Genomic DNA, 12,422 nt, shown 5'->3' on the forward strand with positions numbered 1-12,422 from the left:
CGACCGGTTGCGCGCGCAGGGCGCAGCCGGCCCATTCCTGAAAACAAGGGCACGCCACAGTGACGATCGTGACCGGGAAGGCCGAGGCTCGCCCAGGATTGCAACCCGGTGGATCCGGCATGCTGCGCCAGGTCTGGCAGCATCGCGCCGACTACGCCTATGTGCTGCCGGCGATCGTCGTGATGCTCGTCGTCATTGCCTATCCGATCTACTACACGATCGAGCTGTCCTTCTTCAACACGCCGCCCGGCCTGCAGCTGCGCGACAAGATCTTCGTCGGTTTCAACAACTACACGGCGATCCTGACCAGCGAGGTCTTTTGGCAGGTCACCTTCAACACCCTGATCTGGACGATAGGGTCCACCTTGATCTCATTTGTCCTGGGGTTTGCCGCCGCGCTGGCGCTCCACCGCGACTTTCTCGGCCGCGGCGTCCTGCGCGCCATCCTGATCATTCCCTGGGTCATAAGCGCGGTCGCCGCATCCTATATCTGGAAGTGGATCTACCATTCGGATTTCGGGATCATCGGCGCGGTCCTGGTCGAACTCGGGTGGGCCGATCGGCCGCCGAATTTCATCGACAGCGTCTCAACGGTGCTGCCCTCGCTTATCGTCGTCAACATCTGGCGCGAGTTCCCCTTCGCCATGATCATGATGACGGCCGGTCTGCAGACGGTTCCCGAGCAGTTGCTGCGTGCCGCCAAAGTCGACGGCGCCAACGCGTGGCAACGCTTCTGGCACGTCACCTTCCCGCATTTGCGCAATGTCTCGACGGTGACGATCCTGCTGCTCGCGGTCGCCAATTTCAACTCCTTCATCATCCCCTGGATCATGACCGGCGGCGGTCCGTCGAACGCGTCGCATATCTGGATCACCCATATCTACGAGCTCGCCTTCGGCCGCCAGCGATGGGGCGTGGCATCGGCCTATTCGGTGTTTCTCTTCTTGATCCTGATGACGCTTGGCTACTTTTATGTCCGCGCGCTCAGCGGCAACGAGCGGAAGGATGGCGGCGCATGAGCACGGTTTCCGAGACCGCCTTTCGAGCGCAGCCCGTTCGTCGCATGCGCTTCGACGGATGGCGATGGGGCGGGCGCGCCTTCCTGGTGTTTATGCTGCTTTACACCGCCTTGCCGATGATCTGGATGCTGCTCACCTCGATCAAGTCGGGCTTCGCGGCAATGCAATTTCCGCCGCAATGGTGGCCTGACCAACCTACCCTCGCTAGCTACCAGAAACTGCTCGATCCGCAGAACAGCGTCGGCCAGGATTTCCTCCGCTTCTTCTGGAACAGTCTCATCGTCTCGACCGCCACAACCATCCTCTCGGTCATCGTTGCGGTGCCTGCGGCCTATGCGTTCTCGCGCTTCACCTTCCCGGGCCGGAACTTCCTGTTCTTCGCCGTCCTGTTGCGCAACATGTTCCCGGCGGTGATCTTTCTCGTGCCGCTCTTCATCCTGATGCGCGCGATCGGACTGGTGAACACGCACGGCTCGCTTGTTCTCACCTACCTAACCTTCGGCCTGCCGCTCGCGATCTGGTTGCTCAAGGGATTTTACGACAACATTCCCGTGCAGCTCGAGCAGGCGGCGCGCATCGATGGCGCAACGCGGTTCCAGGCCTTCGTCCTGATTGTGATGCCGCTCTCGACGCCGGGCATCATCGCGACCGCGATCTATTCCTTCATCGGCGCGTGGAACGAATACATCTACGCCTACACCTTCCTCTCCAAGAACGAGCAGCTGACGCTGCCTGTCGGCATCCAGCGCTTCTTCTCGGAAAACACGACCGACTTTCCGGGCCTGATGGCGGCAAGCTTCATGATGAGCGTGCCCGTCGTGGTGCTGTTCCTCCTCCTGCAACGATACTTCGTACGCGCCCTCACAGAAGGCGCGGTCAAGCACTAGGGAGCTGCCTGCATGGCCCATGTGGTCCTCAAAGATCTCGTCAAGACCTACGGCAGCTTCAAAGCCGTCAACGAGGTTTCGCTGACGATCAATGACGGCGAGTTCGTTGCGCTCGTCGGCCCCTCCGGCTGCGGCAAGACGACCACGCTCAATCTTGTCGCCGGCCTGACCTCCGCCACGTCGGGCGACATATTCATAGGCGAACGGGTGGTCAACGACCTCGACCCCAAGGATCGGGACATCGCCATGGTGTTCCAGAACTACGCGCTCTATCCGCAGAAGTCGGTTTATATGAACCTCGCCTTCCCGCTGCAGATGCGCAAGCTGCCCAAGGACGAGATCGACAGGAAGGTCAGGGAAGCGGCGCGCGTCCTCGACATGACGCAGCTGCTCGAGCGCAAGCCACGCGAGCTTTCCGGCGGGCAACAGCAGCGCGTGGCGCTCGGTCGCGCCCTCGTTCGAGATCCGGCGGTGTTTTTAATGGACGAGCCGCTCTCCAATCTCGACGCAAAGCTGCGCGTGCAGATGCGGTCCGAGATCAAGCGGTTCCATCAGGACCTGAAGGCAACGATCGTTTATGTGACGCACGACCAGCTCGAGGCCGTGACCATGGCCGACAGGATGGCGGTGATGAATGGCGGCTATCTGCAGCAATATGATTCACCGGCGCAGGTTTTCGCGCATCCCGTCAACATGTTCGTGGCAAGCTTCGTCGGCAGCCCGGCGATGAGCCTAATTCCGCTGGAGGCATCCGCGGCTAACGGCGACGCCGTCCTCACAAGCGCGGAAGGCTGGACCCTCCAGCTGTCGCAACGCAACGCCCGCAAGGTCCAGAACGCGACCACCAGGAAGATCGTGCTCGGTGCGCGCCACTCGACGATCAAGCTGCACAAGAGCGCGGTGCCGGGCGCCATCCCGGCCAAGGCCTATACGGTGGAACCGACCGGAGACGTCACCTTCGTGCAGGCATTCCTGTCCGGCGCGATCGTCAATGTCAGCGTGCCGCCGAGCGTTGCCGTCGCGCCCGATGAGCGGATCTGGCTCGAGTTCGACCAGGAGCGGGTGCATCTGTTCGATGGCGAAACCGAAATGGCGCTCGAGGCCAGTTGAGACGGCGAACGCATGAGACATGAGGGGGAATGACGACGAAGATGAAGATCACCGCGATCAAGCCCTACCCGGTGTGGGTCGGAACGCGCAACCAGATGCTGGTCAAGGTCGAGACCGACCACGACATCTCGGGCTGGGGCGAGAGCGGCTTGAGCGGCCGCGAGAAGGCCGTCACAGGCGCGGTCGAGCATTATCGCGATTTTCTCATCGGCCGCGACGCCATGCAGATCGGCCGGATCTGGCAGGAGCTCTATCGCAGCCAGTACTTCGAAGGCGGGCGGGTCCTGCAAGCGGCGATTTCCGCCATTGACATCGCCCTGCATGACATCAAGGGCAAGGCGCTGGGAGTGCCGGTCTACGAGTTGCTCGGCGGCAAGCAGCGCGACCGCATTCCCACCTTCGCCTCGACCGGAGACGAGGCCGAGGGCGACGCGGCCATCGAACGAGCTCGTGAGCTTCGCTCGCAAGGATGGCAGGCGATCCGCTTCTTTCCCGCAGGGCAAAGCAGCAAGGACATCTTCGAGCCGCGCGAGTCGATTGGTACTACGGCGAACATGCTGAACAAGGCGCGCGAGGCGCTTGGCGACGAGGTCGTCCTCGGCATCGACTATCATCATCGGCTGTCGGTGGCCGAAGCGGCGAGCTTCTGCAGCAAGCTCGACCGCGGCGTGCTCGATTTCCTCGAGGAGCCGATCCGGGACGAGACACCGGAGGCCTACGAATCCCTGCGCAGGATGACGGACATCCCCTTTGCCATCGGCGAGGAATTTGCCAGCAAGTGGCAGTTCCTGCCCTATGTCGAGCGCGGCATCCACCAGTTCAATCGGCTCGACGTCTGCAATGTCGGCGGGCTCACCGAAGCGATGAAAGTCGCCGGCTGGAGCGAGGCGCATTATGTCGACTTGATGCCGCACAATCCGCTTGGTCCGGTATGCACGGCCGCGACTATCCATCTCGGCGCGGCGGTGCCCAACTTCGCCTGGCTCGAAACCAGGGCGCCCGAAAGGAAGCTCGGCTTCGACAATTCCGACTTTTTCCCCGTGCAGCCGCGGCTCGACGGCACCGATTATCCGGTCGGCGATTTGCCGGGGCTTGGTGTCGAGGTCAACGAGGCAGCGATCCAGGCGCAGACTTTCAGTTTCTGGGAAGCGCCGCATCTCAGGCGCCGCGACGGTTCCGTCACCAACTGGTAGTTCCATCCCAATCGGAGTCCATCATGACGCATACCCCCGACATAACCCGGCCGCCCAGGGACCTGATCGACGCGCTGCGGGAGATCGGCGCCGCGACGGTTGCCGGCACGCTCGGCCACATGGGCTTCCGCAGTCCGCACATGGTCGGTCCGGTGGCGCAAAACCATGGCAAATCGATCGTCGGGCCGGCGCTGACGCTGCAATTCCTGCCGCAGCGTCCGGACCTCTTCAACGAAGGAGAATATGCCGATCCGGAAACGCAGTTGCATCGGCACGTGCTTTACCATGCACAGGAAGGCGACGTGGTCGTGGTCGACGCTCGCGGCGACATGAGGTCGGGCGTCTTCGGCGATATGATGTCGACCTATTTCAAGGGTAGAGGCGGCGCGGGCATCGTCATCGACGGATGCATGCGCGACCGACCCAATGTCGAGAAGCTCGATCTGCCTTTATGGCTGCGCGGCTGGACGCCCAACTATCATGTGCAGACCAGCATCTATCCCAATGCCGTCAACGTTCCGATTGCTTGCGGCGGTGTCACGGTCATTCCCGGCGACATCATCGTCGCCGACGATGACGGTGCGGTGGTGGTTCCCGTCGCAATGGCTGCCAAGGTCATCGAGGAAGCGAAGAAGCATCACGACTGGGAGGAGTTTTCCCGCGAGAAGCTGATGCAGGGCGCACCTTTGCAGCGCTACTATCCGCTGCATGACGATGCCCGCGGGGAGTATGAGGCCTGGCGTAACTCCAGGAATATGCCAAGCTAGCGAGGCCGGCGCCAACGGGCGCCGGCCTGATGCTGGTCTAAAGCGCGTCGCGCAGAAACGGATTCAGGCGACGCGCTTTAGGTCCTTTGTTTGATGCATGTCGTTGCCGCAAACCGAGGTCACTTTTGCGCGACATGCTTTAGCTGTGCCGGATTTCCGTGCCGAGCACCTTCAGGCACTCGCGGATGAATGCGGCAAGAGCGGTCCAGCCTTTCGCCGAAACCATAGTGCCGTCGACATAGGCCTCAGTTGGCGACAGATCGATGTAAGTACCGCCGGCAAGCGTCACTTCCGGCTCGCAGGCCGCCAACGCGCCGACCTTCTTGCCGCGCACCACGCCGTCGACCGCGATCAGGATCTGCACGCCGTGGCAGATGGTGAAGATCGGCTTCTTGGTCTCGTGGAAATGGCGCACCATGGCCTGAACCCGCTTGTCGGTGCGGATGTATTCCGGGCCGCGGCCGCCGGCGCAATAGACGGCGTCGTATTGATCGAGCTGCTTTTCGGCGTCGGCGAACGTCTTGTTGATCAGCGCGTAGTGGCCGAGCTTCTCGGTGTAGGTCTGGTCGCCTTCGAAGTCGTGCAGCGAGGTTTTGATCACGTCGCCGGCATTCTTGTCGGGGCAGACGACGTGGACCGTGTGGCCGACCGCCTCCATGGCCTGTTGGTAGACAAAGATTTCGTATTCCTCGGTGAACTCACCGGTCAGCATCAGGATTTTCTTGGCTGGCATGACTTGTCCCTTTCGATTGAGATGACGAGGCGCGAACACGCCTCGCGAAGGATTGCGATGGCGGTCCTCAGAACGGAGAATCGGGGAAGTAATATTCCTTGGCGTTGGCCTGGGGGATCAGCGGCCGTCGAGCTTGACGTGACCGCGAACCGGCGCCTGGCCGATCAGATTGGCAACCGTCATGTAGATGGCGGTCTTGATCATCGCCGGCGGCTAAGGCGTCTCGACCGGCGTCACGGCGTCGCCCTCGATGACTTTCCTGACGACGTGGCAGGACATCGAGCGTGACATCCGTCAGGACCATCGCCGCGCCGTATTGCTTGGAAAGCCCTTGGGCACGCAGCATCGCGGGAGCGACCAGCATGCCGTCTGGCGGCGCGACAACGCAATCTTCGTCGATACGAGCGGCAATGGACATCGGTGCGGTTACTCGAAGGCTGGCAGGAGCCGGTCTCGCGAATTCTCGATATGCACTCGCATGGCCTTCGCGGCAGCGCCCGCATCGCCCGCTGCGAAGGCAGCCAGGATCGCCTCGTGTTCGTCCAACGCCTCTTCGGTGACGCGCGAATGATACATCAGGCGAAAGATGTGGAAGTGCGTGTGCTGGTGGTTCAGCGTCTCGCGGATGAGCTCGTTTTGGGCGAACTCCATGATCTTGTCGTGGAAGATCGCGTCCTGGCGCGCAAAGTTCGAATAGCGCAGACGCTCTTCCTTCCCAACCCGCCGCGCCATCACGCCCGCCGCCTCTTGCAAGGCCGCAAGGCGCTCCTCGTCCAGGGTTGCCACGGCCTTCGCCGCGGCGGCGGGCTCGAGCAGAAGGCGCAGTTCATAGAGCTCGTCGAACCGGCGCCGGGTGATCTGCGGAGCGGCGCGATAGCCGATCAAATGGGTCTTCAACACCAGCCCCTCACCTTCCAACCGGCCGAGGGCTTCGCGGATGGGGGTGTGGGAGACGTTGAACTCCCTGACGAGATTGTCGACGGTGATCCGCGATCCCGGGGGAATCCTCAGCGACATCAACTGTGCGAAGATCGCTTCATAGACATCTCCAGCCAGGCTGTTGGCCCGCTGGATGCGGCCGCTCGCGCGGGCCTCGTTGTCGACGGTCAGACCGTGGTCTTGCATCGTTTTGCCTCTTGACAGGAGAAAGCCCTAACACGATGCTCCGGCCAATTCAATACTATATCCTATACGATTTTATAGAGGATATAAACGGATGGGCTAGAACCCTTTATGGACGCGGCCGTGGTTGGCTGCCGGTCCGCCAAGAAAGCTGAACGCATGAAACTCGCCAAGCCGGGTTCGGTGACGAACACGGCGCTTGGCCAATCAGTTTCGTTTGAAAGATCTTGATCCATGACCTTGTTTGCAGCCGCGCGCCTTCCGCGCGAAATCCTGTTCGGCAAAGGCCAGCGCCATGCGCTGCCGGCGATCGCGGCACGCCACGGCGGTCGCGCCTTCATCTGCACGGACGAGCGCCTGTCAAAGACGCCTGAATTCGTCGAGATCCTCGCCGGCTTCAAAGCCGCCTCGGTCGAGACACTGGTTTATGACAGGACCTTGCCCGACGTGCCGCGCGACAGCGTGGCGACCTGCATCGCCGAGGCGAAGGCGTTCAAGCCGGACATGGTCATCGGCATCGGTGGCGGCAGTTGCCTCGACATGGCCAAATGCGCCGCGCTGCTTCTCAGCCACGGCGGCCGGCTCCAGGACTATTATGGTGAGTTCAAGGTCCCTGGACCCACCCTCCCCGTCATCGCCGTGCCGACGACAGCCGGCACGGGCTCGGAAGTCACCCCGGTCGCGGTGATCTCCGATCCGGACCGGACGCTCAAAGTCGGCATCTCGAGCCCGCATCTGATCGCTGCTGTGGCGCTTTGCGACCCCGACCTGACCGCAACGTGCCCGCCTTCACTGACCGCCATCGCCGGTGCCGACGCCCTGACCCATGCCATCGAAGCGTTCACCGCTTCAAAACGCGGCACCGATGCCGACCTGCCGCAGAAACACGTTTTCATCGGCAAGAGCGCATTGACCGATCATTTCGCGCTTTTGGCGATCAAGCTGCTGGGCCGCAGCCTGGAAACCGCTTGCCGCGACGGCTCAGATGAATCGGCCCGCGCCGACGTCATGATGGGCGCGCTCGCCGCGGGCTGCGCTTTCGGCACCGCCGGAACCGCTGCCGCCCACGCCGTGCAGTATCCGGTCGGCGCGCTGACCCACACCCCGCATGGGCTCGGCGTCGCCACCATGCTTCCCTATGTGATGCGTTACAATCTTCCCGTCGCGGCGGCGGAGATTGGCGAGATCGGCATTGCCCTTGGCCTGTCCGGCCAAGGCCATGATGCCCAGAGCCTGGCCCGCGCGACCATCGCTGAGATTGCCCGCCTTTTCCGCGCCATCGGCATCACCGTGACGCTGGCCGAACTAGGGCTTGCCGAGGACAAGATCGACTGGACGGCCGAGCAGGCGCTGGGCATCGACCGGCTGATCAAGAACAATCCGCGACCCTTCGACATCGCCTCGATGCGCAGCCTGGTCAGAGCCGCCTACGAAGGTCAGATTGCGCCGGGCACCGTGTGAGCTGGAGCCAAATCCATGAACATCCTCCAAGACCAATTCGACCAGGATCAAGATATGTCCGACTACATCACCTTCGCCCACGGCCTCTATATCGGCGGCAAGTGGCGGCCGGCGTCCGACGGCCGTGTCATCGAAGTGGTTGACCCTTCGACCGAAGCCGTGATTGCGGCGGTGCCGGACGCGACGCTCGGCGACGCCGCCGACGCGGTGGAAGCGGCCGCAGCCGCGGCCGAAGCGTGGCGCGGAACCCCGCCGCGTCGCCGCTCCGAGATCCTGCGGCGCTGTTTCGAGTTGATGACCGAACGCGCTGAGACCTTGGCCGCGCTGATCTCCCTGGAGAACGGCAAAACCCTGCGCGATGCGCGCGGCGAAGTCGCATACGCGGCCGAGTTCTTTCGCTGGTACGCGGAGGAAGCGGTTCGCATCAGCGGCGAGTACAATCTTGCGCCGTCCGGCGCAAACCGGATCGTGGTTGACTACCAGCCCATCGGCATTTGCATTCTGATCACGCCGTGGAATTTCCCTGCCGCCATGGCGACGCGCAAGATCGCGCCGGCGCTCGCAGCGGGTTGCACTGTGATCCTGAAGCCTGCCAGCGAGACGCCGCTGACAGCTTATGCGCTTGCGGCGCTCTACGAAGAGGCAGGCGTGCCGCCCGGCGTCGTCAACGTCATCACCACGTCCGATCCTGGACCGCTGACCGCGGCCATGTTGGCCGATGCGCGCGTGCGCAAGTTGTCGTTCACCGGCTCGACCGGTATCGGGCGATTGCTCCTGGCCGAGGCCGCGAAGCATGTCATCTCCTGTTCCATGGAGCTTGGCGGCAACGCGCCGTTCATCGTCTTTGACGACGCCGATCTGGAAGCCGCCCTCGACGGCGCCATGATCGCCAAGATGCGCAATGCCGGCGAGGCCTGCACGGCGGCCAATCGGCTCTATGTCCAGGCCGGCATCCATGACGCTTTCGCCGAGGGCCTGCGCAGACGCATGGCGGCGCTCCGTGTCGGCCCGGGCACGGAGGCCGATACGGAATGTGGTCCGATGATCACCAGGAAAGCTGTCGCCAAGATCGACCGCCTTGTCCAGGACGCGGTGACGCGTGGCGCCAAGGTCCTGTGCGGCGGCGAGGCGCCGGCGGACAGGGGGTTCTTCTATCCGCCGACGGTGCTCGCCGACGTCCCTTCGGATTCAGAAATGGCGTATGAGGAGATCTTCGGACCGGTGGCCCCCATCAGCCGATTCGAGAATGAGGCGGAGGCCATCGCTCGGGCCAACGACACCGAGTACGGTCTCGCCGCCTACATCTACACCCGGGACTTGGCCAAGGGCATGCGGGTTGCTTCCAGGATCGAGTCCGGCATGATCGCGCTCAATCGCGGCCTGATGTCGGATCCCGCCGCGCCCTTCGGCGGCGTCAAACAGAGCGGGCTCGGACGTGAAGGCGGCCAGAAGCACGGCATAGCCGAGTTCATGGAGGCGAAATACATCGCCGTGACGATCTGATGAGCCAGATGCCGAAAGATCCGTTCCGCATTCGTGATCACGTCGCAGAGTTCGACGAGATCGTCGCGGACATCGTTCAGCGCAGCGCCAAGACGAGGCAGAACATCCCGATGGTCGCTGACGTCGCTTACGGTGCTGCGCATACCGAAACCCTCGACCTGTTTTTTCCGCAAGGAGAACGGGACGGACTGCCGGTGCACATGTTCATTCACGGCGGCTATTGGCGCATGTTTTCCAAACGCGATTATTCCTATATCGCCGACACGGTGACGGCCGCCGGCGCGATAGCAGCCATTGTCGACTATGCGCTCATGCCGACCGTCAGAATGGCGACGATTGTCGACCAGGTGCGCCGTGCGCGGCATTGGATAGAGCAGAATATTGCCAGCTACGGCGGCAACGCCGGCCAGTTCACAGTTAGCGGCCACTCTGCCGGGGCGCATATCGCGACAATGCTCTTCAACGATCCTGACCGCCTGTCTGGCGTCAGAGCCGCGCTGCTGCTCGGAGGACTCTATGACTTGAAGCCGCTGCAAGACTCCTTCCTCGCTGCAGAGATCGCGATCACCGACGATGAAGTGGCCCGGTTCTCCCCAGTCACCCATCGGTTCGACAGTACGGTGGCGGTCGAAATTCTTTTCGGCGCCACGGAAACACTCCCATTTCACGCCCAAGCTCAGGCAATGGCCGAACATTTTTCCCAACAGAAACTGGCCGTGTCGATCTGTAGCCTTCCGAACGCCAACCACATGAGCAGTGTGAGCGACCTCGGACTTACGAGCACTCGTGCCGGCGCCAGGTTGGCGGAGCTGATCGAAAGTATCAATCAATAACGGAACTAACGCTTCTAACCGCGCAACCCTGCCTAAAGCGCGTCGCTAATGCTTCAGGATCTGGCTGAGGAACAGCTTCGTCCGAGCATGCCGCGGGCGGGCGAAAAACTCGTCTGGCGTGCCCTCTTCGACGATCTGTCCGGCGTCCATGAAGATGACGCGGTCGGCCACGGCGCGGGCAAAGCCCATTTCATGCGTCACGCACACCATGGTCATGCCGTCACGGGCCAGTCCGGTCATCGTCTCCAGCACCTCCGAGACCATTTCCGGGTCAAGAGCTGAGGTCGGCTCGTCGAACAGCATGACATCAGGTTTCATGCACAGGCTGCGGGCGATCGCCACGCGCTGCTGCTGGCCGCCGGAAAGCTGGACCGGGAACTTGTTCGCCTGCTCGGGAATGCGAACCCGTTCCAGGAACTGGAGAGCGGTCTTGCGCGCCTCCGCGGCGGACACGCCCTTGACCCACATCGGTCCGGCCATGCAGTTCATCAGCACCGTCATATGCGGGAACAGGTTGAAGTGCTGGAAGACCATGCCGACGTTGGAGCGCACGGCAGCGACGTTGTTCATCTTGCCATGCAGGGCAATACCGTTGATGACGATGTCGCCTTCCTGATGCGCTTCAAGGCGGTTGAAGCAGCGGATCAATGTCGACTTGCCCGAGCCGGACGGCCCGCAGATGACGATGCGCTCGCCCTTGTGCACAGTGAGGTTGATGTCCTTCAGCGCGTGGAACTGGCCGTACCATTTTGAAACGGCCTTAGCTTCAATGATGGCTTGAACACTCATCGCACCTTGCTCCTGGCATAGTGCCGTTCGATGCGGGACTGGATCAGCTCGAGGCAGATCGACAGCACCCAGTAGATCATGGCGGCCGAGATCAGCATTTCCATGTGCTGGAAGGTCTTCTGGCCGAGCGTGCGCGCGAGGAACATCAGCTCCCACACGCCGATGACGGAGACCAGTGAGGAATCCTTCAGCATCGAGATGAACTGGTTGCCGGTCGGCGGAATGATGACCGGCAATGCCTGCGGCAGGATGATGCGGCGCATGGTCAAGGCGAAGCCGAATCCCATCGAGCGCGAAGCCTCCCACTGGCCGCGATCGATGCTCTGGATGCCGGAGCGAAAAATCTCGGTCATGTAGGCGCCGTAGCAGAGCGACAGCGCCAGGATGCCAGCGGGCACGGCATTGATGACGAAGCCGAGCTGCGGCAGCCCGAGATAGATCAGATAGACTTGCATCAGCAGCGGCAGGCCGCGAAAGAAGGAGGTGTAGAAGCTGGCGATCGCGTAGGCGAAACCGTTGCTGGAGAGCTTGGCGACCGCGCCCGCCACCGCGATGACCGAAGCGATGACGATGGAGATCGCCGAGACGTAGAGCGTGGTTACCACGCCCTGGCTGATCAGGAACGGCAGCTTCTCGCGGATGAAAGGCAGGCTGAGGTGAAACGTCTCGAAGAAGGCGATGAACAGGAGCAGCAGTTCGAGCCATACGATGCCGATCTGCAACTTAAGCGGCGCGAAACCGATCAGCACGACGTTCAGCGTGAAGATCACCGCAATCGCAAAGCCGATGGCGAAGCGTCCGTAAAGGCCGCTCGTCGAGGGCTCGCCGATCACCGGACGCATCAGTTCGGCGAAGCCGGTGCCAGACAGGTTGAAGGCCATGAACACCAGCAGGACGACGCCGAACATGGTCGCCACGAACCAGGGCTTGTGAACGAGGACTTCGGCCTCGACGGTATCCGGGTAGAGCATATTTGAGCACCGGCGGTTCGGCGGCCCGCCAATG

The 12,422-nt window shown here is 62.3% G+C and carries 12 protein-coding genes and 1 pseudogene; 8 read left to right on the forward strand and 5 right to left on the reverse strand.

All coding sequences use genetic code 11. The features are described 5' to 3' along the window. Positions 1-59: 59 nt before the first annotated feature. The 5 genes from AC0YKC_RS25615 to AC0YKC_RS25635 are packed head-to-tail and all read left to right on the forward strand — an operon-like array spanning position 60 to position 4,976. Complete coding sequence (locus tag AC0YKC_RS25615; protein ID WP_488513094.1) at positions 60-1,019, forward strand: carbohydrate ABC transporter permease; 960 nt, start codon at positions 60-62, stop codon at positions 1,017-1,019. Further along, positions 1,016-1,906: a carbohydrate ABC transporter permease gene (locus AC0YKC_RS25620; protein ID WP_320293710.1), complete on the forward strand. Its 891-nt coding sequence runs from the start codon at positions 1,016-1,018 to the stop codon at positions 1,904-1,906. Before AC0YKC_RS25615 ends, AC0YKC_RS25620 begins: the two co-directional genes overlap by 4 nt. A 12-nt stretch (positions 1,907-1,918) precedes the next feature. Beyond that, complete coding sequence (locus AC0YKC_RS25625) at positions 1,919-3,016, forward strand: ABC transporter ATP-binding protein (protein WP_488513095.1); 1,098 nt, start codon at positions 1,919-1,921, stop codon at positions 3,014-3,016. A 29-nt stretch (positions 3,017-3,045) separates the two neighbouring features. Continuing rightward, a complete protein-coding gene (locus tag AC0YKC_RS25630) occupies positions 3,046-4,209 on the forward strand; it encodes a mandelate racemase/muconate lactonizing enzyme family protein (RefSeq protein WP_488513096.1) in 1,164 nt (387 codons plus the stop codon). Positions 4,210-4,232: 23 nt separating this feature from the next. Continuing rightward, positions 4,233-4,976 (forward strand): ribonuclease activity regulator RraA, encoded by a 744-nt coding sequence (locus AC0YKC_RS25635; protein ID WP_320293707.1) that lies wholly within the window; start codon positions 4,233-4,235, stop codon positions 4,974-4,976. A gap of 139 nt (positions 4,977-5,115) precedes the next feature. Here AC0YKC_RS25635 and AC0YKC_RS25640 read toward each other — a convergent pair whose 3' ends face one another. The 3 genes and pseudogenes from AC0YKC_RS25640 to AC0YKC_RS25650 form a co-directional block, all read right to left on the reverse strand. Next, positions 5,116-5,709, reverse strand: coding sequence for a DJ-1/PfpI family protein (locus AC0YKC_RS25640; protein WP_320293706.1), 594 nt, complete (start codon positions 5,707-5,709; stop codon positions 5,116-5,118). Between the two features lie 67 nt (positions 5,710-5,776). Then, positions 5,777-5,976 (reverse strand): annotated as a pseudogene (locus AC0YKC_RS25645) (ABC transporter substrate-binding protein); the annotation flags it as partial. 159 nt (positions 5,977-6,135) lie between these two features. Beyond that, positions 6,136-6,834 (reverse strand): GntR family transcriptional regulator, encoded by a 699-nt coding sequence (locus AC0YKC_RS25650; protein ID WP_488513097.1) that lies wholly within the window; start codon positions 6,832-6,834, stop codon positions 6,136-6,138. Between the two features lie 231 nt (positions 6,835-7,065). Here AC0YKC_RS25650 and AC0YKC_RS25655 point away from each other — a divergent pair, with 231 nt between their 5' ends. The 3 genes from AC0YKC_RS25655 to AC0YKC_RS25665 are packed head-to-tail and all read left to right on the forward strand — an operon-like array spanning position 7,066 to position 10,628. Then, positions 7,066-8,292, forward strand: a complete 1,227-nt coding sequence (locus AC0YKC_RS25655; protein ID WP_488513098.1) for an iron-containing alcohol dehydrogenase — start codon at positions 7,066-7,068, stop codon at positions 8,290-8,292. 15 nt (positions 8,293-8,307) lie between these two features. After that, positions 8,308-9,795, forward strand: coding sequence for an NAD-dependent succinate-semialdehyde dehydrogenase (locus tag AC0YKC_RS25660; RefSeq protein ID WP_488513099.1), 1,488 nt, complete (start codon positions 8,308-8,310; stop codon positions 9,793-9,795). Then, positions 9,795-10,628, forward strand: coding sequence for an alpha/beta hydrolase (locus tag AC0YKC_RS25665; RefSeq protein WP_488513100.1), 834 nt, complete (start codon positions 9,795-9,797; stop codon positions 10,626-10,628). The genes AC0YKC_RS25660 and AC0YKC_RS25665 overlap by 1 nt, the downstream gene beginning before the upstream one ends. Positions 10,629-10,673: 45 nt before the next feature. Here the strand turns inward: AC0YKC_RS25665 and AC0YKC_RS25670 are convergent, their stop codons facing one another. After that, entirely contained in the window at positions 10,674-11,417 is a 744-nt protein-coding gene (locus AC0YKC_RS25670; protein ID WP_320293701.1) for an amino acid ABC transporter ATP-binding protein, read from the reverse strand. Continuing rightward, on the reverse strand, positions 11,414-12,388 hold the full coding sequence (locus AC0YKC_RS25675; RefSeq protein ID WP_320293700.1) for an amino acid ABC transporter permease: 975 nt from the start codon (positions 12,386-12,388) through the stop codon (positions 11,414-11,416). Before AC0YKC_RS25675 ends, AC0YKC_RS25670 begins: the two co-directional genes overlap by 4 nt. Positions 12,389-12,422: the final 34 nt, after the last annotated feature.

This window comes from Mesorhizobium sp. CNPSo 4661 (assembly GCF_057784215.1).